This is a genomic window from Sorangium sp. So ce1153 (assembly GCF_051521595.1).
Classification (GTDB): Bacteria; Myxococcota_A; Polyangia; order Polyangiales; family Polyangiaceae; genus Sorangium.
This window is the reverse complement of record NZ_CP150361.1, coordinates 5,039,079-5,064,592: the sequence shown is the minus strand read 5'-3', so window position 1 is coordinate 5,064,592 and position 25,514 is coordinate 5,039,079. Positions and strand designations below refer to the sequence as shown.

General features: G+C 74.0%; 20 protein-coding genes. 5 read left to right on the top strand and 15 right to left on the bottom strand.

Annotated features, from left to right (window positions below):
- Positions 1-220 precede the first annotated feature (220 nt).
- A complete protein-coding gene (locus WME85_RS18070; protein ID WP_437839814.1) occupies positions 221-1,558 on the top strand; it encodes an NAD(P)/FAD-dependent oxidoreductase in 1,338 nt (445 codons plus the stop codon).
- 80 nt (positions 1,559-1,638) lie between these two features.
- Positions 1,639-2,373 (top strand): hypothetical protein, encoded by a 735-nt coding sequence (locus WME85_RS18065; protein WP_437839813.1) that lies wholly within the window; start codon positions 1,639-1,641, stop codon positions 2,371-2,373.
- A gap of 24 nt (positions 2,374-2,397) precedes the next feature.
- On the opposite strand, the gene WME85_RS18060 is transcribed toward WME85_RS18065, so the two are convergent.
- The 3 genes from WME85_RS18060 to WME85_RS18050 all read right to left on the bottom strand — a co-directional run bounded on the left by WME85_RS18060 (position 2,398) and on the right by WME85_RS18050 (position 7,142).
- A complete protein-coding gene (locus tag WME85_RS18060; protein ID WP_437839811.1) occupies positions 2,398-3,909 on the bottom strand; it encodes a tetratricopeptide repeat protein in 1,512 nt (503 codons plus the stop codon).
- Between the two features lie 132 nt (positions 3,910-4,041).
- Positions 4,042-6,225, bottom strand: a complete 2,184-nt coding sequence (locus WME85_RS18055) for a serine/threonine protein kinase (protein WP_437839809.1) — start codon at positions 6,223-6,225, stop codon at positions 4,042-4,044.
- A 44-nt stretch (positions 6,226-6,269) separates the two neighbouring features.
- Positions 6,270-7,142 (bottom strand): hypothetical protein, encoded by an 873-nt coding sequence (locus WME85_RS18050; RefSeq protein ID WP_437839807.1) that lies wholly within the window; start codon positions 7,140-7,142, stop codon positions 6,270-6,272.
- Between WME85_RS18050 and WME85_RS18045 the strand changes: the two genes are divergently transcribed.
- Positions 7,078-8,298 carry a lipin/Ned1/Smp2 family protein gene (locus WME85_RS18045; protein ID WP_437839805.1) on the top strand — a complete coding sequence of 407 codons (1,221 nt, stop codon included), beginning with the start codon at positions 7,078-7,080 and terminating at the stop codon, positions 8,296-8,298. The genes WME85_RS18050 and WME85_RS18045 overlap by 65 nt on opposite strands.
- Before the next feature lie 21 nt (positions 8,299-8,319).
- On the opposite strand, the gene WME85_RS18040 is transcribed toward WME85_RS18045, so the two are convergent.
- A complete protein-coding gene (locus WME85_RS18040; protein ID WP_437839803.1) occupies positions 8,320-9,138 on the bottom strand; it encodes a lysophospholipid acyltransferase family protein in 819 nt (272 codons plus the stop codon).
- Positions 9,139-9,210: 72 nt separating this feature from the next.
- Complete coding sequence (locus WME85_RS18035; RefSeq protein ID WP_437839802.1) at positions 9,211-10,272, bottom strand: hypothetical protein; 1,062 nt, start codon at positions 10,270-10,272, stop codon at positions 9,211-9,213.
- A gap of 185 nt (positions 10,273-10,457) precedes the next feature.
- Between WME85_RS18035 and WME85_RS18030 the strand changes: the two genes are divergently transcribed.
- Entirely contained in the window at positions 10,458-10,895 is a 438-nt protein-coding gene (locus WME85_RS18030; protein ID WP_437839800.1) for an acyl-CoA thioesterase, read from the top strand.
- Positions 10,896-10,963: 68 nt separating this feature from the next.
- Here the strand turns inward: WME85_RS18030 and WME85_RS18025 are convergent, their stop codons facing one another.
- The 9 genes from WME85_RS18025 to WME85_RS17985 form a co-directional block, all read right to left on the bottom strand.
- A complete protein-coding gene (locus WME85_RS18025) occupies positions 10,964-12,523 on the bottom strand; it encodes an AMP-binding protein (RefSeq protein ID WP_437839799.1) in 1,560 nt (519 codons plus the stop codon).
- Complete coding sequence (locus tag WME85_RS18020) at positions 12,511-13,596, bottom strand: mandelate racemase/muconate lactonizing enzyme family protein (protein WP_437839798.1); 1,086 nt, start codon at positions 13,594-13,596, stop codon at positions 12,511-12,513. Before WME85_RS18020 ends, WME85_RS18025 begins: the two co-directional genes overlap by 13 nt.
- Before the next feature lie 5 nt (positions 13,597-13,601).
- Positions 13,602-14,537 (bottom strand): 1,4-dihydroxy-2-naphthoate polyprenyltransferase, encoded by a 936-nt coding sequence (locus tag WME85_RS18015; protein ID WP_437310572.1) that lies wholly within the window; start codon positions 14,535-14,537, stop codon positions 13,602-13,604.
- A 180-nt stretch (positions 14,538-14,717) separates the two neighbouring features.
- On the bottom strand, positions 14,718-16,559 hold the full coding sequence (gene menD, locus WME85_RS18010) for a 2-succinyl-5-enolpyruvyl-6-hydroxy-3-cyclohexene-1-carboxylic-acid synthase (RefSeq protein ID WP_437839797.1): 1,842 nt from the start codon (positions 16,557-16,559) through the stop codon (positions 14,718-14,720).
- A 33-nt stretch (positions 16,560-16,592) separates the two neighbouring features.
- Positions 16,593-17,324, bottom strand: coding sequence for a bifunctional demethylmenaquinone methyltransferase/2-methoxy-6-polyprenyl-1,4-benzoquinol methylase UbiE (gene ubiE, locus WME85_RS18005; protein WP_437839796.1), 732 nt, complete (start codon positions 17,322-17,324; stop codon positions 16,593-16,595).
- Complete coding sequence (locus WME85_RS18000) at positions 17,321-18,598, bottom strand: hydroxymethylglutaryl-CoA reductase, degradative (protein WP_437839795.1); 1,278 nt, start codon at positions 18,596-18,598, stop codon at positions 17,321-17,323. The genes ubiE and WME85_RS18000 overlap by 4 nt, the downstream gene beginning before the upstream one ends.
- Before the next feature lie 101 nt (positions 18,599-18,699).
- Positions 18,700-19,776: a polyprenyl synthetase family protein gene (locus WME85_RS17995; RefSeq protein ID WP_437839794.1), complete on the bottom strand. Its 1,077-nt coding sequence runs from the start codon at positions 19,774-19,776 to the stop codon at positions 18,700-18,702.
- A gap of 90 nt (positions 19,777-19,866) precedes the next feature.
- Positions 19,867-20,424: a GbsR/MarR family transcriptional regulator gene (locus WME85_RS17990; RefSeq protein ID WP_437310567.1), complete on the bottom strand. Its 558-nt coding sequence runs from the start codon at positions 20,422-20,424 to the stop codon at positions 19,867-19,869.
- A 224-nt stretch (positions 20,425-20,648) separates the two neighbouring features.
- Positions 20,649-22,397 carry a phosphoenolpyruvate carboxykinase (GTP) gene (locus WME85_RS17985; RefSeq protein ID WP_437839792.1) on the bottom strand — a complete coding sequence of 583 codons (1,749 nt, stop codon included), beginning with the start codon at positions 22,395-22,397 and terminating at the stop codon, positions 20,649-20,651.
- A gap of 177 nt (positions 22,398-22,574) precedes the next feature.
- Between WME85_RS17985 and WME85_RS17980 the strand changes: the two genes are divergently transcribed.
- The gene (locus tag WME85_RS17980) at positions 22,575-23,432 is read left to right on the top strand and encodes a metallophosphoesterase (RefSeq protein ID WP_437839790.1); all 858 of its coding nucleotides are present in this window, start codon (positions 22,575-22,577) and stop codon (positions 23,430-23,432) included.
- Positions 23,433-23,495: 63 nt separating this feature from the next.
- Here WME85_RS17980 and WME85_RS17975 read toward each other — a convergent pair whose 3' ends face one another.
- A complete protein-coding gene (locus WME85_RS17975) occupies positions 23,496-25,487 on the bottom strand; it encodes an FTR1 family protein (RefSeq protein ID WP_437839788.1) in 1,992 nt (663 codons plus the stop codon).
- Positions 25,488-25,514 lie beyond the last annotated feature (27 nt).

Below are 25,514 nucleotides of genomic sequence, written 5' to 3'. Positions count from 1 at the left end.
CCGCCCAGCCAGGCCCGGCCGCGCGCGGGCACGGCGTCCCGGAGAGGCGACGCCTGACAGCCCACCAAGCAGCCCACCACAACAGGCATGGCGGCGAGCGGCCGCCCGGCCGTCCATCCGTGTCCGGGCGAGGACACGGCGCTGCACGTTCCGGGTCAAAGCGAGAGATCAGCGGTCTCGACGCTTGCCGGAGCGGGGCGCAGGGACCAGGGCCAGGGCCATGGAGCACGTGGTCATCCTCGGCGCGGGCTTCGGCGGCCTCTACGCGGCGCGGGCGCTCCGGCGCGAGCCGGTGCGCGTGACCGTGGTCGACCGGCGCAACCATCACACGTTCCAGCCCCTCCTCTACCAGGTCGCGACGGCGGGCCTGAACGCGAGCGACATCGCCGCGCCCATCCGGCGGGTGCTCCGCAAGCAGAAGAACACGAGCGTCCTCCTCGCCGAGGCGACGGCGATCGATCCCGTGCAAAAGAAGGTGATCTTCGAGGACGGCGAGCTCGGCTACGACAGGCTGATCCTGGCGGCCGGGGCGTCGCACTCCTACTTCGGGCACGACGAGTGGGCGGCCTTCGCGCCCGGGCTCAAGACCGTCGAGGACGCGCTGGAGATCCGCCGGCGCGTCCTGCTCGCCTTCGAGGCGGCCGAGCGCGAGCCCGATCCCGCGCGGCGCAGCGCCTGGTTGACGTTCGTGGTGGTCGGCGGGGGCCCGACGGGCGTCGAGCTCGCCGGGGCGCTCTCGGAGCTCGCCAGGCACACGCTGGTGCGCGAGTTCCGGCACATCAACCCGTGCAGGGCGCGCATCATCCTGCTGGAGGGGGCAGGACAGGTGCTGCCGTCGTACGTCCCGGAGCTCGGGGAGAAGGCGCGGAAGCAGCTCGAGGCGCTCAACGTGGATGTGCGGACGGGCTGCCTCGTCACCGGGATCGACGAGGAAGGGGTCTCGATCGGGGACAAGCGGATCGAGGCCAGGACCGTGCTCTGGGGGGCCGGCGTGGCAGCGTCGGGCGTCGCCCGCACGCTCGGCGTGCCGCTCGATCGGGCAGGCCGCGTGCTGGTGCAGCCGGACCTGACGGTGCCCGGCCACGAGGACATCTACGTCATCGGCGACCTCGCGTCCCTGAAGCAGGAGGACGGGACGCCCGTGCCGGGCGTGGCGCCCGCGGCCATCCAGGAAGGGCGCCACGCCGCGCGCAACATCGCGCGCACCCTGCGGGGGCAGCCGCGGCTGCCGTTCCGCTACCACGACAGGGGCTCCATGGCGACGATCGGGCGCGCCGCCGCCGTCGCCGACTTCGGCAGGCTGAAGCTCTCCGGGTTCCTGGCGTGGCTCGCGTGGCTCGTCGTCCACGTCCTCTTCCTGATCGGCTTCCGCAACCGCTTCATGGTGCTGTTCTCGTGGGCCGTGTCGTACCTGACGTACGAGCGCGCCTCGCGGCTCATCACCGGCGAGACGCCGCGGCTCCTCGAGGAGGAGCCTCACCGCGCGCCGGAGCTCGAGCCGCGCAAGGACGACGGCGCCGCCAGGAACCAGCCGATGCCGGAGCACGCGCGCACCTGAAGTGAGAGAAGCTCACCCGCCGAGCGGCGTCTTGCGCTCATCTGGATCTTTGCGCGCTAGCTGCGTTAGGGTCGTTGATCATGGATATCCCTCCCGGTCAGGGCCCCTCAGCTCACCTCTCGCGATCTCTCTTCGCCAGTGCAGCACCTCTGGCCGCGCTCCTTCTCGGCGCATCCTCTGCCTTCGCGCAGGCGCCCCCTCCCGCGGCGTCCGCGCCGCCGGGCGCCGCCGCCCAGGCGCAGCCGGCGCCCTACGGGACCCCGGCGCCGTACGGCGCGCCCGCCCCGTACGCGCAGCAGCCCGGCTACTACCCGCCGCCGGGGTACGCCCCGCCGCCGGGGTACGCCCCGCCGCCCGGGTACGCTGCGCCGCCTGGCTCGCCGCCGGTCGGGCCGAGGATCATGAACTACGAGGAAGGGCAGACCGTCCCGGAGGGCTACCGCGTCGAGGGCAGGGCGCGCCGCGGGCTGGTCATCGCCGGCGCGGTGACGTTCGGCGTCACGTACCTCCTCTCGGCGATGGTCGGGCTCGTCGCGGAGGCCGGCGACCGCGCGAGCGGCGGCAGCGGAGCGGCCTACATGCCGCTCTACATCCCGCTCGCCGGCCCGTTCGTCACCATCGGCACGGCGGAGGCCAAGGGCGGCGGCGTCTTCATCCTCATGGTCGACGGGCTGGCTCAGGTCGGCGGCGTCGCCATGTTCATCGGCGGCCTCGCGGCGCCCGAGAAGAAGCTCGTCCGCAACGACGTCTCCCTCTCGGTGAAACCGATCGTCACGGCCGACACGCTCGGGCTCGGCCTCTCCGGCTCGCTCTGAGCGCGGGCCGCCGTCGCCGCGAGCTCACGTCACGACCGGCGGCGTCTCGTCCATCGTCTTGACCGCGCGCTTGGCCCTGCGGCGCACGTCGACGTGCAGCGACTCGTCGAAGTTGATGGCCGAGAACGCCGCGCGCGCCTCGATGTTCTTGCCGAGGGCGGCGTAGGCCTCGGCCTCGTTCCACCGCAGCTTCCAGTCGCGCTTCGCCAGGTCCGAGAGCTTCGCGGCGTCGGCGATGATCTCCGGGTATCGCTGCTGCTTCCCGAGCTCGCTCCAGTACTCGGCCCTGAGGTCGTCGTCCTCGGGCGCGAGCGCGACGGCCGCCGCGAAGCCGGCGAGCGCGTCGTCGATGCGGCCCGCGACGAGCTCGGCGCGGGCGAGCGATCGGCGCGCTCCGGCGCTCTCGGGGTGCGCCGCGGCGAAGGCCGCGAGCGCGGGGATGGCCTCGTTGACCTTCTGGATGTCCGCCGGGTCGCTCGGCCAGAACCGGAGCGAGAGCGCGGTGAGGTCGCCCGGGTCGCGCTCCAGCGCGCTCTCGATCGCGGCGGGCGCCTCCTCGCCGCGGCCTGCCTGGGTGAGGCACTTCGCGAGCTCGACCCAGGCGCCCGACGAGGACGGCGCCTCCTTCACGAACGCCTGGGCCGCGGCGAGCGCCTCGTCGACGCGCCCGAGCGACCGGAGCGCGGCGATCCGCGCGAGCTGCGCGCGCTCGGCCCGCTCGCCGCCCTCGCCCGCGGCGGCGCCAGCGCCCGCGGCCGCAACCGCGCGCTCGGCGGCCGCCAGCGCGACGCCGTGGCGGAGCTCGCGCTCGTGGTACGCGAGCTGCTCGAGGTAGAAAGCGCTGTCGCGCGGCGCCGCGTCCCACTGGCCCGTCAGGTACTCGAGCACCGCGTCGGAGCGCACGTAGACGAGCGAGGCGGCGTCGCGCGGGTTCTCGTAGATGGGCACGAGGACCCCGAGCTGCACCATCGCGTCGAGCGCCGGCTGGCAGTCGGGCTTCGCCTCGAGCGCGAGCACCATCTCGTCGAGCGCGGCGTCCTTCTTCTGCATGGCCAGGTGCACCTGCCCGACCGCCACGTGGTAGTCGGCGTCGCCCTGGAACGTCTTCCGGATCGCCTGGAAGCTCTTCAGCGCCGCGGGGTGATCGCCCATGTTCGCCTGCGCCGAGGCGAGGTTCAGCCGCGCGGCGTGGTCGTCGGGGTCCATGGTGACGATGCGCTTGAGCGCCGAGATGGCCTTCTCGTAATCGCGCTCGCCGAACGCCTTCTGCGCGCGCTCCCAGACCGGCGCCTTGTCGAGGAAGGCCTCGAATTGCGAGACGAGCGCGCTGTTCTGCTTGCGCCAGACGCCGCTCTTGCCGGGCTCGGAGTTCGTGAGGAAATCTTTGATCCACTTGCGGGCAGCGTCGATGCTGAGCCCCTTGTCGGCCAACCCCTCGAACTCGCCCCGAGGCACCGGCATGCGCGCGGGGATCCCCTGCCGGCGCGCCGTGTTCTCGTCGAGGCCGATAAGCACCCAGTCGCCTTGCTCGCTCATGATCAAGGACGGTACCCGCCGTGCCCCGCCGGGATCAAGCGACGTCTCGGCGCGCGGCGCCCGCGCCCGCCCCCATGACGCGCGCGACAGCGGAGCTCGGGCTCCGAGGGCGGCGCGCCGCGCGGCGGCGCTTCAGGAGTAGAGCCAGGCCAGCAGGACGAACGCGGCGAACGCCGCCGCCGCGACGGTGAGGGCGAGCGCGCGCGGCACGCCGAGGAGCATCGGCCGGACGCTGGCCTGGAACGCGATCGACTCCACGGAGCTCGGCGGGCTGTTCGGCATGTCGACGCCGGAGGTGCCGCCCTGGATGATGAGCGGCGCGGCTGCGCCGCCGGCAGCGCAGCTCCTCGCGGGCGCCGCGGTCGCGCTCCGCGGGGCCGCGGAGGCGCCCCGGGCGGCCGGAGCGGGACCTTGCGGGGGCGCGCCGAGGTCCGGGGGACGCGGCGTCGCGGGCGACGCCAGGTGCTCGAGGCCGAGCTGGGTCAGGACGGCCTGCTGCTCGTTGCCCCACGCGACAGGGCCAGCGGCCGTCTCGGGCGCGAGCGTGAGCGGCGCGGACATCGCCTTGTGCATCGCCCGCTCGAGCGCGAGCGCCTCGTCGAGGCGGCGCGACGCGCGCTCCGCGCCGGAGCTCGCGGCGAGGCGCAGCGCCTCGGCGGCCATCGACGAGAGGTGGGCCGCCACCTTGGCCAGCGCCAGCTTGCGCTCCGCGTGCGCGACAGCGAAGCGCGCCTCCTCGCGGAACCGGAGCGCCTCGGTCGTGAGGCGGTCGACCTCCGCGTGGAGCTGCGTCTCGCCCTCCTGCGCGCCCGGCGACGTGGGCGTGGCGCCGTCGTCGCGATCCGCCGAGTACGCGACCGCGGCCGTCGTCGAGCGCGGCGGCTCCGCCTGCGGCGGCTCGCTCGCGGGCTGAAGGCGCGGCTCGGCGTCCTGCGCGGTGATCGAGCCGTACGATGGATGGCTGCGCCGCCGTCCGCCGCTCGAGCTGCCGGACGCGGGATCCCCGCGCCCGCGGCCGGCGCCCCCGACGACGACCGTCTTCTCGTCGGCCCCATCGGACGACAGCGGCCCGCGCCGGCGCAGGACGTCGTCCGCGTCTCGGGCCGTGGTGCTCAGCGGGAGCGGGGACGCCGTGCCGCTGCCGCCTCGCGCGTCGAGATCGGTCGGCTCCTCGTCCTGCGCGCGCGCCGCGCCGCTACCGCGGAGCCGGTCGGAGGCGCCCGCACCCCGGTCCCGCGCGGCGTGCGAGACGTGCGAAACGTGCGAGACGTCGATCGCGGGCCGGCGCGGGATCGCCGTCTGCGCCGACAGCGAGGGGCGCGGCGCCTTGGCGACGTCGGCGAAGCCGCCGGAGACCGCGCGCTCGAACCAGCGCATCTGCCTCATCGCGTTGCGCCGCACGAAGCGGCCGAGCGCCTCCTCGTTCCCCTCGAGGTACCCGTGGCTGCGCAGCCAGCCCTCGAGCCGCGCGAAGATCTCGTCCGCGCTCTGGAAGCGTGACGACGCTTCCTTCTCAAGACAGCGCGTCACGATCGCCACGAGCTCCTTGTCGATCTTCGGCCGGAGCTCCCGCAGGTCGGCCGCCGGCTGCGTCGTCAGGTTCCGGAGGAGCTCGTAGTCGCTCGACGAGGACCACGGGTGCTTGCCCGCGAAGAGCTCGAACAGCACGACGCCGAGCGAGAACAGGTCGGACCGCTTGTCGGCGGGGCCCCCGCGGGCCTGCTCCGGCGCCATGTAGGTCGTCACGCGCCGGCGCGCCCCGACGGCCGTGTTCATCACGCGGAGCGACGACTTGGCGAGCCCGAAGTCGGCTATCTTCACCTCGCCCTGGAAGCCGACGAGCACGTTGCCCGGCGTCAGATCGCGGTGCACCAGGTTGAGCAGCTCGCCGGCTGGCGAGCGCAGCTCGTGCGCCGCGGCGAGCCCACGGCAGAGCGTCGCGCCGATGTGGACGACGAGCCGCTCGGAGAAGACCTCGCCCGTGTCGAAGACGGTCTTCATGAGCCGCGCGAGGCTCACGCCCTGCACGAGCTCGACGGCGAAGTACGACCCCTGCTCGTCGGTGCCCCAGCCGGCGACCTCGACCACGTTCGGGTGCTTGAGCGCCGCTGTCGTGCGCACCTCGTCGAAGAACCGGGTGGAGACCGCCGGATCCTCGGCGTAGTGGGGGTGCAGCCGCTTGACGGCGAGCAGCTCCCCGGGCCGGTGCGGACCTACCGACCTGCAGAGATCAACGCGGGTGGTCGCTCCGGATGCGATCTCGGCGAGGAACTGGAGCGAGAGCGCAGCCGGCGCGGGCGCTGGGAGCCGAGACATGCACGCTGAAGTCTAGCGGGCGACAGCCCCCACCGGAAAGAGCCTCAGACGCCCGCGCGCGCCGCGGCGATCGCGGCGGCGACCCCGGAGGGGGTGGCCTTGAGGTGGACGTCCAGGTGGTCATCCTTGGTCTTCAGCGCACGAACACCGAGCACCGGCGCGCAGATGCGCAGCGCCCGGACGACCGTCGGATTCTGGCCGATCGCTGGAATCTTGAGCAGATCCAGGGTGATCCTGTCGTCTTTGGCGTCGATCAGCGCGGCCGGCCGCTTTGGCATGAACGACACGAAATTGCCCGGCTTGTTCAGGTCGATCGCTCCCGAGTTAATCAGCCCGGCGATCGGCGAGCCCTCGTCGCCCATGACGTGAAGCTTGAGGTCGGCGATCCGGAGGCCGACCTGGATGGCGTCCGCGCGCACGTCGAGCTCCTCGGCGTAGACGGCGAACGACGCCCGGATCGGGGCGCCCATGACCTTCACGGTGAGCGCGAGGCGCAGGCCCGGGGGCGCGGCCTCGATCACGATGTCCTTCGGCGCGCGCTTGCCGCCGCTGAGCTCCCTCGCGAGATAGCGCAGCGCATCGATCGGGACGCCGAAGCGCAGGCCGAGCGCGCCGCGCAGCGCCCTCCCGATCTCCTCGGGGTGAGCCTTGAGGTATTCACCGGCCTGACGGAGCAGCAACTTCGGGCTGGGCTTGGGCATCGTTGGGGCAGCTACGATTGCCCCGAGTCCGACCCGCGCGCAAGGGCCGAGCGCGATCGTCCGCGAGGTCACCGACGATCCGAAGGCGGTTGTTCGATCGGGGGCGACTCGGCCACACTCGGGCGCGATGCAGTTCAAGATTCTCCTTGTCATGGCCACGACTGCGCTCGCGATCGGCTGCGGCTCGGCCGACGCGACGCTCGGCGCGCCGAGCAACGAGCCGACAGGCGGCGGCTCATCGAGCCAGGGCGGCGGCGGCGACGGCGGCTCGACCGGCAGCGACGACGACGACCACAACGGCGGCAGCGGCGGCGACGCTTCGAGCGGCGCGGGCGGCGACGCTTCGAGCGGCGCGGGCGGTGACGCTTCGAGCGGCGCGGGCGGCGACGCTTCGAGCGGCGGCGGGGCGCCCGGCGCCCTCTGCGACCCCCCTCCCGCGTGCGACGCCGCGCCGCCGGATCCGGGCGAGGAGCTCGCGTGGAACCACCCGACGTCGTACCTCATCGCCGGCGCGGGGCGCCCCAGCCACCGCGGGCGCGATCTCTACCTGACCCCCGACGACCCGCAGTGGATCATCGGCAAGTTCGCCTATGGGATCACCGACAAGGACCTGAAGGGCGAGCGGGTCGACGTCTACCTGCTCCGCGGCTGTAGCGGCGCCTGGGAGCGCCTCGGCTCGGCGATGACGACGGAGGACGACGCCGCGCACCGCGAGATCGAGGGCGTCATCGACAGCGGCGGCCGTGTCTTCTTCGAGATCCCCGCAGCGCAGCGGCTCGGTCCGGGCAGGCACCGGGTCCACCTGGTCGTCCGCGGCGATCTGTCGAGCACCGACCTCTTCATCGAGGTCGTCCCCCGGGGCGCCCCGATGTTCGTGAGCGACGTCGACGGGACGCTGACCGGCACGGAGACGGAGGAGTTCACCGCCCTCCTCACCGGCTCGCTGCCCGACGCGCACCCGCGCGCCGCGGCGGCGTTCCATCGGCTCACGTCGAAGGGCTACCGCCCGATGTACCTGACCGCGCGGCCGGAGTGGCTCGTCCAGCGCACGCGCGACTTCCTCGACGCCTACGGCTTCCCGCCTGGCATCGTGCACACCACCCTCGACCTGACCGGCGCGCTCGGCCAGGCCGCCACGGACTACAAGCTCGCGGAGCTGCTGCAGCTCTTCAGCGGCGGCAGGGAGATCGTGCCCGCGTGGGCCTTCGGCAACACCGCGACCGACGCCGCGGCCTACGACAGCGCCGGCGTGATGCCCCTCACCCGGCGCGTGTTCTACCGGTTCGACGACGCGCTGTTCGGCGGCCGGCGCATCGACGACTACGCCGAGCTGCTCACCGAGATCGACGCGCTCCCGAGCCTCTGCGACTGATCTCGAGCGGCGCGGCGGCGCTCAGCCGGGCGCCTGATCCGCCTGGGCGCCGCTCGCCGGCGGCTCCGAGACGGACGCGTCGCTGGCCGGCACCTCCACGCTGCCGCCGATCGACCGGAGGAGGTCGCTCACCGCGGCGTGGGCGCGCTCGCGCAGATCGTTCACGCGCGCGCCCTCGCGGCCGTCGGGGCGTACGGAGAGCGGCGCGCCGACGCGGACGCGGACGCGCCGCATCGTGCCGTCGCCCGTGTCGAGGGCTCCCTTCTTCATGAGCAGGTGCGTGCCGTCGATCGCGACCGGCACCACGGGGACGCCCGCGCGGACGGCGGCATAGAACCCGCCGTTCTTGAACGACCGGAGCACGCCGTCCTCGCTGCGCGTCCCCTCCGGGAACACGAGCAGCGGCTTGCCTTCCCGGAGCACCTGCTCGAACCGCGCGATCGCCTCGACCGCGGCGCGGGAGCCGACCGTGCGATCCACCGGCACGTGACCCGCGAGCTGGAGGTGCCAGCCGAGGAACGGGATCTTCATGAGCGAGCGCTTCGCCGCCCACTTGAAGTCGCCCGGCAGCACCGCGCCGAGGGCCAGGATGTCGAGCAGGCTCTGGTGATTGGAGCAGTAGACGAACACCCCAGGAGGGACGTTCTCGAGGCCGCTCACCTCGATCTCGATATCAAGCGCGCGCGCGCTCGACTGACACCAGCGGCGCATCGCCCAGAGGCTCGCCGAGCGCTGCGGCGTGAGGGGTCCCAGCGTCAGAGATACCGTGCCATAGGCCATGGTTCTGACGGCGAACGGGACCCACTGACGCGTCGCCAGCCATGCGCTCTTGAGATCCATACTACAACGCTTACCACTCTCCATGTGGGGCGAAAACGCGTAGCGTCTTGCGCAGTTGCGCCGCGCGCTGATCTATGAGCCGAGCGGCGGCGTGAGCAGCCCCCAGCCGACCGTGGCGGGCCGCCCGGCGCGCTCGAACTTGACCGTGTACAGGCCTGTCTCTTCGGCGCTCTGCACGACCGCGGGCCGCAGCGTGCCCACCCACTCGGCCCAGACGCTCGCCCCGATCTTGAGCTGCGGCTTGATCGGGAGTGGCCGCAGCGCCGACTCGTCCGCGAGCAGCGCGGCTCCGCCGTAACCGAGGGCGAACCACCGCGCAGAGCTGCTGGGCAGCGACGTCAGGACGGCGCCCGGATCGGCCGGCGGACCGCCGAGCCGCGAGACGAGGAGCACGTGGCGCCAGGTCTCGCCGTCCTTCCACGCGGCGAAGTTGCCGGGGACGAGCCCCTCGGTCTGCACCACGAAGCGCACGCCCTTGAGCAGCGCGAGCGGGGTCCGCGGGTCCATGTCGGTGTAGCGGACCTCCATCTTGTCCTTCACGAAGCGGGTGACGACGGCGTGCTTCATCACGCCGTTCCACTCCGTGAGCACCGGATCGTGGGGACGGAGGCGGGGCGCGTCCGGCACGGGGATGACGTAGCCGGGGTGGACCTTGTACGACGGTCCGCCCCGCCCCTCGATGATGAGGTCATCGCCCTCGAAGCCGACGATGGTCGCCGCGTACAGCACGAGCGTCGATCCGAGCCGGGCCCCGGCGAGCATCCGATCCGAGAAGGTGAACACGCGGCGGCCCGGGTCGAGCTTGACCGGGTGCGCCGGAAGGCCGAGCGGGTTCGACGCGTGCGCCGCGCCGGTCGGCGCCGGGGCCTCCGCGAACGCGGGCCGCGGCAGCGCCGCGAGCGACGCGATGGGCGGGCTCTGGGAGGGCATCGGCGTCGGGGTCGACGTCGGCGCGGAGTCGCACGCGGGAGCGAGGCCGGCTGCCAGGAGGCAAGCGAGCGCCGCGAGCGCGCCGCGAGGGAGCGGCGGCGCGGCCTCGCGGCGTCGCGCCGCGCAGCTGGGGCGGTCCTCCGCGGTGGCGCGGCCCAGCCTGCGGGACCCGGCCCCGAGGCCGCCGGGACATCGGTCAGCCATCGGGGGCGAGCATGGACCGCGGAGCGCGCGGCGGCGAGCAGAAAGGCACACGGCGCCCACGCGGATCAGGGGCCGGCGCTGCCAGCGCCCAGCGCCGGCCGAGCTGGAGCCTGGGCGTGCGGGAGCGGCGGTGCGCCGCTTTCCTCGCGGCGCGCGCGGCCCCGGCTGCGCTAGCCTGCGGCGCGATGAAGCGCGCGTTCAGCGTCGATGAGCTCAAGCAGACCGCGCCGCGCCTCGCCGTGGAGCGCCGCGCCGTGCGCTTCCAGGACGTCGACGCGGCCGGGATCGTCTTCTACCCGCGGGTCCTCGAGTACTTCAGCGACGCGTACATGGTCGCGCTGAAGGAGCGAGGCGTCGATCTCCCCGGCCTCATCGCGGGCGGCGCGATCAAGCTGCCGCTCGTGCACGCCGAGGCCGACTACCTGCTGCCGCTCCGGTTCGGCGACGCCCTCGAGGTCGAGGTGCTCGCGCCGAAGCTCGGCGACACGTCGTTCACGGTCGGCTACCGCGTGTCGACCGCGGGCGGGATCGCGGCGGTCGGGCAGACGGTGCACGTGTGCATCGACGGCGCGCGCTTCACCCCGCGCCCGCTACCGGACGATCTGCGCAGCGCGCTCGGGTAGCCGCGCCGCCGCCGCGCCACGGCCCCGAGCGACGGCCCCGAGCGACGGCCGCCAGGCGGCGGGCCGCGCTAGCGCGCGGGGAACGGCGCGAGCGCGGCCGCGAAGCGCGCCGCCGCGCCGGCGCGATCGAGCTTGCCCGCCGGCGTGACCGGGAGCGCCGCGGCGGCGCAGACGCGCCGCGGGCGCTTGTGCGGGGCGAGGCGCGCCGCGACGGCGGCCGCGAGGTCGTCGAGCAGCGCAGGCGGGAGCGCGGCCCCGCCCGACGCGGCGGGCGCGGCCTGGTCGGGGACGATCGCCGCCGCCACGATCTGGCCCCAGCGCTCGTCCGGCACGCCGAACACCACCGCGCCCGCGACGCCCGCGCACGACGCGAGGGCGTGCTCCACCTCGGCAGGGTAGACGTTCTCGCCACCGGTCACGATGAGGTCGCTCCGGCGCGCCGCGACGTGCAGCCGCCCGGCGGCGTCGAGCGCGCCGAGGTCCCCCGTGCTGAACCATCCGGCGCCGTCGACGAGGAGCTCCGGCGCGCGCTCCGGACCGCGGTAGTAGCCGCGGAACAGCACGGGGCCGCGGATCTCGATGCGGCCCACGCCGTCGCTGCCGGCGCCGTCGACGCGCAGCTCGACGCCGGAGATCGGCGCGCCGGAGCCCGGCTCGCGGGTGCGCGGATCGCGCGGGCGCTGGACGGTGACCTGCGAGCACGCCTCGGTGAGGCCGTAGGTCGTGAGCGCGGGGACGCCGCGGCGCGCGCACTCGTCGAGCGCCCGCTCCGGAGCGCCGGCGCCGCCGACGAGCACCGCGCGGAGCCGGGCGAGGACGTTGTCGCGATCGACCTCGAGGAGCGCGAGCAGCATGGTCGGCACGACGGACAGCAGCGTCGCGCGGTCGCGCACGATCGAGGCGAGCACCGACGCCGGCTCGAAGCGGGGCGCGAGGATGACGGCGCGCCGCGCGAGCAGGCAGCGCGTCACGATCGAGAGGCCCCCGACGTGGCAGAGCGGCATGCAGAGCAGCCAGCGGTCGTCGTCGCGCACGCCGAGGTTGGCCGCGCTCCCCTCCGCCGCAGCGAGGAACGCGCGGCGCGGGAGCACCGCGCCCTTGGGGCGCCCCGTCGTACCCGAGGTGTAGACGATCGCGAGATCGCCGGCGGGGTCCGGCGGCACGACGCCGGCGGCCTCGGCGGCGCGCGGCCCGCTGTCGCCGAGCGCGGCGAGCCCGGACCCGGCCTCGTCGAGCAGCGCGGCGAGCTCGGGCTCGCGCAGCACGAGATCAGGCCGCGCGTCGTCGATCAGGACGCCGGCCTCGCCCGCCGTGAGCCGCGGGTGGATCGGGACGAGCACCGCGCCGACCGCGAGCAGGGCGTGGAGGACGACGACGGTCCCTAGCGCGTTGGGGGCGACGAGCGCCACGCGCGCCCCCTGCCCGACGCCCGCGCGGGCGAGCCGCGCGCACACGGCGGCGACCGCGGGGGCAAGATCGCCGAAGCGAAGAGCGCCGCCGGGGCCGACGCGGAGGCCCGGGACGTCGAGCGAGCGCGGCGCGTCTGCGTCGGCGCCGCCGTGCACGAGCGCCGTCCGCGCCGCGACCGCGGGGTCGCGCGCGGCATGGAGGAGGCTCAGGCCGTCCATCGTCGGACGCCGAGGCCGGGCTGATCGCTCGCCGCGATCAGCCCGCCCGCGCGGAGCTGCGGGATCCGGACCGCGGGCCACGCCTCCAGGCCGGCGTGCGCGTCGAGGCCGCACGCGAGCGGCGGGCGCGGCAACCCGAGCGCGAGCTCGCAGGCGGCGGCGAGCGCGATGGGGCCGTCGAAGAGGTGGGTCACCACGGCGTCGATGCCGCGCGCCTGCGCCCTGCGGCCGAGCTCGTGCGCGCGCAGGAGGCCGAGCATGGCCGGCTTCAGGATGAACGCGGCGCAGCCCTCCGCTTCCAGCAGGCGCTCCGGCATGCCCTCGACGGCGAGCGACTCGTCGGCCGCCCACGGGACGTCGCACGCGCCGAGGTGGTGGAGCAGCTCCGGCGCGACCGGCTGCTCGACGAAGCGCGGGCCGAGCGGCGCGAGCAGACCGAGTCGGCGCGGCGCCTCCTCGAGCGACCACGCGGCGTTCGCGTCGAGCCGGAGCTCGACGGCCGCGTGCTCCCGCCGGAGCGCGCGCAGCGCCTCGAGGTCGCGCGCAAAGCCTTCCTCCCCGCGCGAGCGGAGCTTCACCTTGATCGCGCGGACGCCGCGCGCGGCGAGGGCGCGCGCGCGCTCGAGCATCTCCGGCAGCGCGACCGAGGTCGTGAGCAGCCCGTTGACCCGGACCTCGTCGTGACGCCGGTGCCCGCCGAGGCAGGCCGACACCGGCGCGCCGACGCGCTGGCCGAGCAGATCGAGCAGCGCCGTCTCCAGCGCGAAGCGCGCCGCCGGGAGGCCGCGCAGCCGCGAGGAGAGCGGCGCGAGCGCGCGCAGGATCGCGAACGCCGTCGCCCGCGGCGCCGCGCCCGGCGACGCGGGCACGACGGGCAGGTCGATCGGGCCGAGCGCCCCCGGCAGCTCGGCGAGCGCGCGCCGATCGTCGTCGGCGGCGTCGGGCGAGAAGCCGGGGAGCGGCGTGGCCTCGCCGAGGCCCACGCGCCCCTCGTCGTCGGTGAGCGACAGCACGAGCCCCAGGCGCGCGCCCTCGAGATCGACCTGCTCAAGGCTGGCAGCGACGACGCGCATGAGCCTTACATCCGGGCGGCGAGACCCAGCGAGAAGAGCAGCGAGAACGCGAGCAGCAGCTTCGCCGTCCCGGCGAGGCAGTCGTTGAGCGGCCGGCCGTCGGTCGTCGCCAGCACCCGGAGCAGGCGCACGGCGCGCGGGAAGGTCGCGAGCACGAGGAGCGTCCACCGGCGGCCCTCGCTGACGGCGAGCGCGACGGGCACCGCGTACGCGACCGCGAGGAGCATCGCGTATTCGAGGACGCCGGCCCGCCGGCCGAAGCGGACCGCGAGCGTGCGCTTGCCGGCGACGACGTCGGTGTCGCGATCGCGGACGTTGTTCACGACGAGCACGGCGGTGGCGATGGCACCGACCGGCACGGCCGCCGCCCACGAGAGCGGCGGGACGGAGCCGAGCTGCACGAAGGCCGTCCCGCACACGGCGACGAGGCCGAAGAACACGAACACGAAGATGTCGCCGAGGCCATGGTAGCCGAGCGGGTACGGGCCGCCTGTGTACGCGACGCCGGCGAGGATCGACGTGACGCCGATGACCACGATCGGCCACCCGCCGACGAGCGCGAGGTGCACCCCGAACGGCACCGCGAGCGCGATCGTGACGAGGAGCCCGACGCGCACCTGGCGCGGCGTGAGCAGCCCCGCCTGCACGGCGCGGGTGGGGCCGAGCCGCTCGTGCGTGTCGGCGCCCTTCTCGTGATCGAACACGTCGTTGGCGAAGTTGGTGGCGATCTGGATGAGCATCGCGCCCGCGAGCGCCGACAGCGCCGGGCCGAGCCGCATGCCGCCGAGCGCGTAGGCGACCGCCGTGCCGACCATCACCGGCGCGAGCGCCGCGGTGAGCGTCGCTGGCCGGCACGCGAGGAGCCACGCCCGGAGCGAGCCCGGCCGGACGCCGTCCGCGGCCGCTGCCCCGGCCGGCGGAGATGCCGCCGTCGCGCTCATGATCCCCTCCCCTGCCCGCCGCGGCCGGGCGCGGCGACACGATCGCCCCCGCGCGGCGCGACGCCGTCGCCGGACGCCTCGCGCGTGAGGTCCTCGACTCCGGGACTCCTGTTCGCGTTGACCTGGCTCATGACCGTCGATCCCTCTCTGGAAGCTCGGGGTTCTCGGCGCGCGCGCCGCTCATGAAGGCTGGAGATCGGCCGACGCCTCGGCCGCAGGCGCGCTGCTCGAGGCGGCGATCTCGCGGCGGACATCGGACCAGAGCCGCGCGACGCGGGCGGCGCCGTCGTGGGGCGGCACCACGGCCTCGATCAGCGTGGCGAAAGGCCGCTGGTGCGCGGCGGCGAGGGCGCGGGCGAGCGCCTCGGCGGTGCCCGCGCGCTCGTAGGCGAGCCCGAACATCGCCGCCGCGGGCGCGAAATCGAGGTGCTGCGGCATGGTGAAGGCCCGCTCGAGCAGACCGGCGCCGGTCCTGGCGATGGGCAGGTGCTCGAAGATGCGCCCGCCGTCGTTCTGGACCACCACGACGACGAGCGGCGCGCCACTGTCCACCGCTGCCTTCCCGGCGAGCAGGAGGCCGGTCAGGTCGTGCAGCAGGCTGAGATCGCCGAGCAGCAGCGTGACCGGCCCGGCCGCGGCGGCGCGGGCGCCCGCCGCCGCCGACACGAGCCCGTCGATCCCGCTCGCCCCGCGCTGGTGCAGGACGCGCAGCGCGCGCGCCGACGGCGCGCAGTACGTGTCGAGGTCGCGCACCGGCATGCTGTTGCCGATCGCGAGCAGCGAGCCCTCCGGGCAAGCGCCGGCCACCATCCTGGCGACGGCGCCCTCCGTGAGCTCGTCCCCCGCGCACGCGCGCGCGGACAGCGCCGCGGCGATCTCGCCGGCGCGCGCGAACGATCCAGCCCAGTCCCGCCGCGCGCGCCCGAGGTCCCGCGCCGCCCCGGCGAGACGCCCCGCGAGCGCCTCGCAGACGTCCGCCGGCTCCGCCATCACGAGGGCGGCCGCGGCGTTCGTCGGGTCGTTCCAGCCGTGCGGGGAAACGACGAACCGGCGGCAGCTCGCGTGCTCGGCGATGTAGGTCGCGTACCCGGCCGACGTCGGCGGCGCGCCGAGCTCGAGGAGGAGATCGGGCGCGTTCGCCGCCCGGAACTCGGGCGCGCGGAGGAACGTGTCGAACGAGGCCGGCATCACGACGTCCGCCGCGAGCCCGCCGAAGTAGACCTGGCTCGTGCCCTCGGCGAGCACCGGGAAGCCTGTCGCCCGCGACAGCGCGAGCACCGACCGGCGCGCGCGCGCGTCGTCCTCGCGGCTCGGGGCGGGCCCGCAGACGATGAGCCCCCGCTCTGCCCGCGCGCAGCGCGCGGCGATCTCCTCGAGCGCGCGCGCGTCGACGCCGGCGCGGGCCGACACGACCCGCGGGCCGGCGCGGCGCATCAGCGCCTCCCACTCGGCCTGCCACGGCTCGGGCCCGACCACGTCGACCGGCTCGAGCGGCTTGCGGAAGCGCGCGTTGATGTGGACCGGGCCCGGCGTCGGGGAGAGCGACACAGAGACCGCCTGGGCCGCGATGCGCGCCACGGCCCGCAGCGCGAGCGGCGACGGATCCGGCAGCCCGAGCTCGGCGAAGTGACGGACGTGGTCGCCGAAGAGCTTGTTCTGATCGATGGTCTGCGGGGCCGCTGCGTCGGCGAGCTCCCACGGGCGGTCCGCGGTGACCGCGATGAGGGGCGTGAAGCTCTGGTGCGCCTCGATGATCGCCGGCAGCGCGTGCGCGCCGGCGGTGCCCGAGGTGCAGACGAACACGCTGGGCCGGCCGGTGACGCGCGCCTGCCCGAGGGCGAAGAACGCCGCGGCCCGCTCGTCGATGACCGCGTGGCAGCGCACCTCCTCGCTCTCCATCGCCGCGAGCGCGAGCGGCGTGGAGCGCGAGCCCGGGCAGAGCACCACGTCCCGCACGCCGGCGTGCGCCAGCGCGCGGACGAAGAGCTGAGCCCAGGCGGAGTGGAGGTTCGAGCCGCTCACCGGGATCTCCCGAGCCCTTCGCGCGCGCGCACCTCAGCCTCCCTCGGGCGTCGCGACGAAGAGGCACACGACGCCCATCGTGAGCGGCTCGACGCGCAGCACGCGCAGCCCCGCGCCGCGCATCAGCTCCGCGAACTCGTCCGGCGGGGGGAACCTCGCGATCGAGTCCTGCAGGTACCGGTACTCGTCCCTCCCCGAGATCGCGCCGCCGATGTACGGGACGACCGTGTGGATGTGGAACCGCGCGAGCTTGCTCATGAGGCCCCCGCGCGGCTCGCTGAGCTCGAGGATCGCGACGCGACCCCCGGGCCGCGTGACGCGCGCCATCTCGCGGAGCGCCCGCGCGCGGTCCGGGACGTTGCGGATGCCGAACGCCATCGAGATGCCGTCGACGCTCGCGTCGCCGAGCCGCAGCTGCTCCGCGTCGCCGACCTCCAGCTCGACCCGCCCGGCGAGCCCCGCGGCCTCCACCTTGCGGCGGCCAACGGCGAGCATCCCCTGCGACGGATCGACCCCGATGACCTTCACGTCGTGCGTCCGCGCGATCGCGATCGCGAGATCGGCGGTGCCGGTCGCCAGGTCGAGCACCGTGGCGCCGGGGGTGAGCTCGAGCGAGCGCACCGCGCGCCGGCGCCAGCCCTGATCGAGCCCCATCGAGATGATCCGGTTCAGTAGGTCGTACCGCTCGGCGATCCCGTCGAACATCTCGCCGCTGCCGGCGCGGCGCCCGTCGCGCGGCGCCTCGTCCTGTCCAGGCTGGCTCATGTCCCGCCCTCCGCCTGCTGCACCGCGCGGTGGGCCTCGGCGCGCTCGCCCGCGAACCGCTTGCCGTCGCCGGACGGCGGCGCGGCGGCCTCGCCGCCCCCCGCGCCCGGGGCGGCGGCGAGCGCGCGCTTCCGCTCGTGCAGCCGCATGTGGCCTCGCTGGATGCCCTCGCTCGCGAGCGCGCGCAGCGCCGCCAGGTTCGAGGCGAGCCCGACCGAGGCCAGCACCACGGCGAGCTCGCCCGCGGTCTTCGCGCCGACGAGCTGCAGCGCGGCGCGCACGCCGGCGTGCACCTCGGTCAAGCCGCCCACCGTGCCGACCGCGAGCGGCAGCTCCGCCCGGCCCACGAGCCCGCCGGGCACGCGCTCCCACGTGCTCAGCGGCCGGTACTGGCCGCTCATGGACGCGTACGCGTGCGCGCCCGCCTCGATGGCGCGGAAGTCCTGCCCGAGCGCGACAGCGGCCGCGTCGAGCCCGTTCATGAAGCCCTTGTTGTGGGTGGCCGCCCGGTAGGGATCGAGCTCCGCGAAGCGGCTCGCCCGCGCGACGCCGGTCGCCACGTCCGCGCCGCCGAGCGCGTCGTCGCCGACGGTGGCCGTCACCCGCACCAGGCGGCGGACGGTCAGGTTCGAGAGGATCCGGAGCCCGAGCGTCCCGCCGGCGATGCGCTGCACGAGCGGCGCCACCGCCTCCGCAACCGTGTCGACCAGGTTCGCGCCCATCGCGTCGCCGACCTCGACGTAGAGGTGCACGACGAGCACGCCGAGCTCCGCCGAGAGCACGCGCACCTCGAGGTCGCGGCAGCCGCCCCCGCGCGCCACCATCCGCGGGATCGCCGCGTCGCCGGCCGCGAGCAGGCTCGCGCGCGCCGCCTCCAGCCGGACCGCGGCTTCGTCGGCGTCGGGCACGTCGTCGAGCTGGACCTGGGCGGTCATGATCGGCGGGTCCGCGTCGCCGGAGAAGCCGCCGGACAGGCGGACCATGCGCGCCGCGTTCGACGCGGCGGCGATGACGCTCGGCTCCTCCACCGCCATCGGCACCAGCACGTCGCGCTGGTTCACGCGGAAGTTCAGCGCCAGGCCGAGCGGGAGCGCGTGCGTCGCGATGACGTTCTCGCACATCCGGTCGGCCACCGCCGTCGGCAGCCCGCCCCCGCTCGCGAGGTGCGCGAGCGCTTCCTCGTCGAGCAGACCGAGCGCCTGGATCTCGCGGAGCCGATCCTCGAGGCACCGTTTGTAGAAGCCGCTGATCCGGCTGGACACTTTCTGGCTCATCGGGCGCCTCCGCGCGTCACCCGCGCTCGCTTCATGGGGGCGCGCTCGCCCGTGTCGTCCACGCGCGCCGCGCCCTGCATCACCGAGATCGTCATCGCCGCTCACCGCCTCCGCCGGGGCGTCGACATCGCGACCCCCTCCAGCGCCGCCTTCGCCGGGCTCTCCGGGAGCGGCTCGATGCTCCGCATCGCGTCCCCGCAGAGCCGGGACGCGAGCTCCAGGCAGTCGTCCACGACGTGCTTCTCGACCATGACCTGCGCGATGCGCCGGCCGAGCTCCGGCTCCACCGCCGCCTCCTCCGACGCGCAGTGCGCCTCGAGGGCGGGCGTGAGCTCGCGGTCGCGCTCCATGGCGAGCAGCAGCGGGTACGTCATCTTGCCCTCGCGCAGATCCGTGAGCAGCGCCTTGCCGGTCGCCTCCGGGTCGCCCGCGAAGTCGAGGACGTCGTCGACGAGCTGGAACGCGACCCCGAGGCTCGTGCCGAAGCCCTCGAGCGCCTTGCAGAGCGGCTCGCTCACGCCGCCCGCGCGCGCCCCCGCGAACATCGCCCAGCGGAACAGCGAGGCCGTCTTGCCGTCGACGATCTGGAAGTACTCGCTCGTGCTCGTGCGCACGCGGCCGCGCGACGCGAGCTGGAGCGCCTCCGCGATCACCATCTCCTTCACGACCTGGAGCACGCGCTCGAGCACGTCGGGCATGCCTGTCGCCTGGATCTTGGAGAGCGCGTCGAGCAGGAGGTAGTCACCGCCGAAGATCGACGCGGCGTTGCCGTAGATGACGCGCGCCGCGTCCGCGCCGCGCCGGCGGTCGCCGAGGTCGACCACGTCGTCGTGGAGCAGCGTCGCGTTGTGGACGAGCTCGACCGTCACCGCGAACGTCCGCGCCGCCTCGTTGAAGCCGCCGCCGATGTGGGAGGCCAGCGCGACGCAGATGGGCCGCAGCCGCTTGCCGCTCAGCCCGAGCAGGTGCCGCGCGCTCTTGTGCGCCGGCGTGTCCCCGTCGAGCCCGACCTTCGCCAGCTCGCGCTCGACGTCCTCGAGGTCCCCGTCGAGCAGCCGCCGGAGCTCCGCGAGCCGCGCGGCGAGCGTGTCGAGCCCGCGCCCAGCGCACATGCCTCCGAGGCTCGAGACGACATCGCTCCGCTGGACCGTCCCAGTAAACGTTGTTGTCGCAGTCATCCCATCTCCACCTGGAAGCACGAGCGCACGCTGCGCCCCGCACCGCGCGGGGCCCTCGTGGCGATCGAGCACTCCGAAATCACGCGCCCGCTAGGCCCCTCGCCGGGAGCGCACGGCGCGGATCGGGAACCGGACCAGATCCCCGAACCGCGAGAAGTCCACGGTCCTGCTCTTGATGAACCCGTCGAGCGCCGTCTGCGCGACGATCACGAACGAGAGGAGCCGCTCCACCCGATCGAGGCTGAACCGGGTCGCTTCCGTCGGCGGCAGCCCCTCGAGCAGCGCGGACGCCCGCTCGAGCCGTTCCCTCACGGAGTCGGCGATCAGCCGCTCGCGCTCGGCGAACACCTTGGAGATCATCTTCCAGAAGTCGGTCTCGGCCTCGAAGAACTCCTTCCGCTCGCCCGGTTTCCATACCCGTCGTACTACACCCCACCTCTGGAGTTCTGTCAGCGACATACTCATGGCCCCGGACGAAACCTGGAGCCGCTCGCCGATTTCCGCGGCGGACAGGGCGCCGCCCGCGATGAACAGGACGGTCCAGATCCGCCCGAGCACCCGGCGGAAGCCCCAGTGCTCGATGACGTCGCCGATCGCGTCCGCGGCGAGCAGCTCCGCCTGGTGATGGATGTCACTTGAAGGGCTCATTGAACTTTCAAAATTCTTTGAAGGAACTGTGTGGGCCAACCTCGAGCGGCGTCAAGACATTCCCGACCGCTCTCAGCCAGAAACGGACGAGCGCGGCTGGTCGCCGCCCGGGACGCGTGACGGATCGCGCCAGCGCGGGTCGCGCGGCGGCGGCCGGTCGTCTCGCTATCAGAGGATCCTGGGGATCACCCCGGGCCGGTCGCGCTGCGGCGACCGGCCCGGGCTCACGCCTGGATCCGGGCCGTGAGATCCCGGTTCTGTCGGAGCAGCGCCTCGGGCGTGCGCGAGCCGAACGACCCCAGGAATGCCTCGCGATCGCGCGCTTCCTCCAGCCACGCGTCGCGGTCGACGGCGAAGAGCTCGCGCACCGCCTCGTCGCTCAGGCCGAGGCCGCTCGTATCGAGCTCCCCGTCCGCGGGCATGATCCCGAGCGGCGTATCGCGGCCCGTGGCCGCCCCGCTCACGCGCGCGGCGATCCAGCGGAGCACGCGGAGGTTCTCGCCGAAGCCGGGCCAGAGGAGCTTGCCCGACGCGCCCTGCCGGAACCAGTTCACGTGGAAGATCTTCGGGAACGCCGCGCGGTTCTCGCCGAGCTCGATCCAGTGCCGGAAGTAGTCGCCCATGTTGTATCCGCAGAAGGGGCGCATCGCCATCGGGTCCCGGCGGACGACGCCCACCTTCCCGGTGGCCGCCGCCGTCGTCTCCGAGGCCATCGTCGCGCCGAGGTAGACCCCATGGGCCCAGTCGCGCGCCTCGCAGACGAGCGGCGCTAGCCGCGCGCGCCGGCCGCCGAAGATGATCGCCGAGATCGGCACGCCCGCCGCGGCGTCGAACGCCGGCGAGATGGACGGACACTGGCGAGCCGGCGCGGTGAACCGGCTGTTCGGGTGCGCCGCGGGCTCCTTGCTGTCCGGCGTCCAGCGCTGGCCCCGCCAGTCGGTGAGCACCGGCGGCGCCGGGCCGTCGAGCCCCTCCCACCACGGCGTCCCCTCCGGCGTGAGCGCGACGTTCGTGAAGATCGAGTTCCTCGCCAGCGTCGCCAGGGCGTTCGGGTTCGTCCTCGAGCTCGTCCCGGGGGCCACGCCGAAGAAGCCGGCCTCGGGGTTGATCGCCCAGAGCCGGCCGTCAGGCCCGATCCGCAGCCAGGCGATGTCGTCGCCGACCGTCCACACCTTCCAGCCCGCCTGGGACGCCGGCGGCACGAGCATGGCGAGGTTCGTCTTCCCGCAGGCGCTGGGGAACGCCGCGCAGACGTACGTCACCCGGCCCTCCGGGTCCTCCAGGCCGAGGATGAGCATGTGCTCCGCGAACCACCCTTCGTCGCGCGCCATCGTGCTCGCGATGCGCAGCGCGAAGCACTTCTTCCCGAGCAGCGCGTTGCCCCCGTACCCCGAGCCGATGCTCCAGATGAGCCGCTCCTCGGGGAAATGGCAGACGAAGCGGCGCTCCGGGCTCAGATCCCCGAGCGAGTGCAGCCCCCTGCAGTAGTCCTCGGAGCTGCCCAGCGCGTCGAGCGCGACCCGTCCCATGCGGGTCATGATCCGCATGTTCGCCACGACATAGGGACTATCGGTGATCTCGACTCCCACCTTCGCCGACGGCGATCCGACGGGGCCCATCAGGTAGGGAACGACGAACATGGTCCGCCCCTCCATCGCCCCGTCGAACAGCCGCCCGACCCGCTGCGAGGCCTCAGCCGACGACATCCAGTTGTTCGTCGGGCCCGTCTCCGCTTCATCGCGCGTGCAGATGAACGTGAGGTGCTCAGTCCGGGCAACGTCGGTCGGGTCGCTCCGGTGAAGATAGCAGTTGGGGTACTTCTCCTCGTCGAGCGCGATGAGCGTGCCGTCGCTCAGCATTCCCTGGATCAGCGCCTGGTTCTCCGCTTCGGAGCCGTCACAGAAGACGACCCGATCGGGCCGCGTCTGCCGCGCGACCTCGTCGACCCACGCTGAAAGTTTCCGCTCTTGCATACAGCTGTCGAGCCTAGCCCGGGCCAGAAGGCCCGCCAAGGGACAGTGCTGCTGTAGAAATGCAACAAACCTGGACGATCTGGCGGACTGCAAAGGAGTCAGCAGCCCGGAGGCGGCGGCTGTGGGCTGGCTCAGTTCTCGCGAGGCGGAGCAGGGGCGTTCGGCTATGCTGGAGACGTGCAGCGTGTCGTCGACCTCCCTGAACGGGGCAGACTGATCGTCGCCACCGACTTTCAGGGCAATGTCGCGGATTTCGAGCAGATCGCCGAGGTCTTCGAGCAGGCGGCGGCCGGTCGTGACGGCGCGGTGCTCGTGATCACGGGCGACCTGGTCCACGGCCCGGAGCTCGACGAGAGCGAATGGCCCGATTACCTGGGTTCGTTCTACCGGGGCGACTCCGTGACCTTGTTGAAAAAGGCGAGGAGCCTCGCGGATCGGCACCCTGGCAGGGTGCATTACCTGCTCGGCAACCACGAGCACGCGCACGTGGGCGGCCCCGTGGTGGCGAAGTTCTTCCCGGACGAGGCGCAGCGGCTCGAGGAGCTGCTCGGTCCGGAGGAAACGCTGGCGATGCGGAGCTGGTTCCGCGGGTGGCCGTTCGTCGCGGTCGCGCACGCGGCCCGGATGGTCATGCTCCACGCCGCGCCGCACGCGCGCATCCAGAGCCGAGAGGATCTGGACCGGCTCCCGCTCGACGGGTTCCTCGACGTGCCGCTCACGGAGATGAGCCTGCAGGGGACGCTCGGCGCGCTGCTCTGGGCGCGGACCACCTCGAGCGAGCGCGCCCATGCCTTCCTGCGCGCGCTCGACCCGGACGCTTGCGTGGCCGTCTACGGGCACGACGTCGCGCGCGCGGGGTACGCGACCGAGCGCGAGCCGCTGCTCTGCCTCTCGACGAGCTTCGGCTGCTACGACGGCGACAAGCTCTACCTGGAGTGGGATCTCGCCGAGCCCGCGGAGAGCGCGTCCGACGTCGCGTGGCGCGGGCTCCGGCCGCTGTATCCCGAGGCGCCGCGCGTTCACAGCGGGCCCTGAGCGCGTGGCGCGAGCGTCGCCGCGGCGGATCGCTCGGCGGCGACGCTCACTCCTCTCGGGCGCTCACGCAGCAGAGCCGGGCGCGATCTGGGCGGGCGGCGCGGGGGGCTTCGGCGCCGCGTTCGTCTCGCGGCGCTGCGCGAGGATGCCGACGAGCGCGAGGATCACGAGGAGGAGCTGGGCGGCCAGCGTCTCCGCGGTCGGGAAGATGCCGAGGGCGGGCACGCCGCGGAAGGGCAGCGCGTGGACAGGCACCTTGCCGGCCATCTGGAGCGCGGCGACGCCCTGCCCCGCGAAGATGACCGCGAGCGTGTAGAGGAGGTAGCTGGAGATGCGGAAGAAGACCTGCGGGGGAGCGAACCTGCCCGCGCGCGTGTAGGCCGCGACGACCGCCACGAGCACCACCGCGCCCGCCGCGGCCCCGACGAGCGCCGCGGTCGCGGAGGCGTTCGAGGCGAGCAGGGCCTGGTAGAAAAGCACCGTCTCGAACGCCTCACGGTACGCCGCGAGCAGCGAGACGGCGAAGAGCGAGAGCGCCGCGCGGCGCGGCGAGATCTGCTCCTTCAGGAACTTCATCCAGCGGGCCACCTCGCGCTTCGCGAGCAGCGAATAGCTCACGTAGAACAGCACCGCCGTCGCGAGGAGCGCCGTCACCCCCTCGATGAGCTCGCGCTGCGCCCCCGAGATCGCGATGACGCGGGCGGAGGCGATCCACGTGAGGACGCCGAGCCCGAGCGCCGTGATCCAGCCGAAGTGCACGAAGCGTCGCCGGTCCGCGAGCCCCGCCTGGGCGGCGATGCCGAGGAGCGCGGCGATGAGGAGCGCTGCCTCGACCCCCTCGCGCAGGATGATGCCGGCGCTCGAGAGGGCGGTTGACGCGAAGCCCTTCGGCGCCGAGGTGGGCGAGAGGAGCGACTCGGCGCGGCCCACGTCGCGCAGCAGCGCGTCCATCGCGGCGCCGAGCTCGGCGGGGGACGCGCCTCGCTCGAGGTCGCCGCGGAGCTCCATGCTGCGGGCCTCGAGCGCGGCGGCGAGCGAGGCGTCGGCGGCGCGGAGCGGGGCCTCGATCGGCTCGATCCCCTCGAGGTACGCGTCGATGAGGTGCCCGCGGGCCGCGTCGCGATCGCCCCGCGCGATCGCCTGGCGCGCGCGCTCGAGCTTCACGCGGACGAGGCCGAGCGGGGTGCGGGCGGCCCGATCCTCGTAGGGGGCGCGGAGGCGCAGATCGGCGAGCACCCCGGCCTCGGCGCCGGCCTGGACGCCGGCGCTCCGGAGCTCGGTGCGCAGGTCGGCGTCCGTGCGCGCCGAGAGCTCGGCGAGCGTGTAGGCCGGCGCGGCGCCGGCCGGCGCCGGCGCGACGCCCGCGTGCCGCAGGCCCGTGACGAAGAAGGCGAGATCCCAGCGGTCGCCGTCGGAGAGGAACGTGAACGGGACCATCGCCGTCCCGTCGACGCCGAAGCGGATCGTGCTCACGACGCGGTACGGAGCGATCGCCTCGCCGCGCTCGGGGTCGTGGAAGTTCACTGGGCGGGGCGTGAACGTCGCGGCGCGCGCGGTGTCCGCGCGCCCTGTCTCGCCGTGGCACGTCGCGCAGTGCTCCCGGTAGAGGCTCTTGCCCCGCTCGGCGTTCGGCGCGGCGCGCGGCGCCTCCTCGATCTGGAAGGCGCCGATGAGCTCGGCCCGCAGGCCCGTGATCAGGGCGGACACGTCCGCCGGCGGCGCCTTCTGATCGAGCAGCTCGCGGAGCTTCGCGAGGCGAGCCGGGAGATCGACCTGACGATCCGGCGGGATCGCCGGCTGGAGGCGCGCCGCGATCTTCGCGCCGTCCGCGGCCAGCGAGAGCTGCTCGGCGTACTCGTCAGGCACCGTGACGATCCCGTTCGCGACGGAGCCCCCGTAATCGGCGCCGATGTACCCGAGGATGTGCACGAGGCGCTGCGCCTCGATCTCGGGCGGGTCGCCCTGATCCGCGCGGGCGATCGGAGCGCTCAGCAGCACGGCAGCCAGGCAGAGGAGCGCGAGTATCCGCTGGCTGCGCGTGAAGTTGATAGTCATATTCAGAAATTACGTGCACTGGATGCG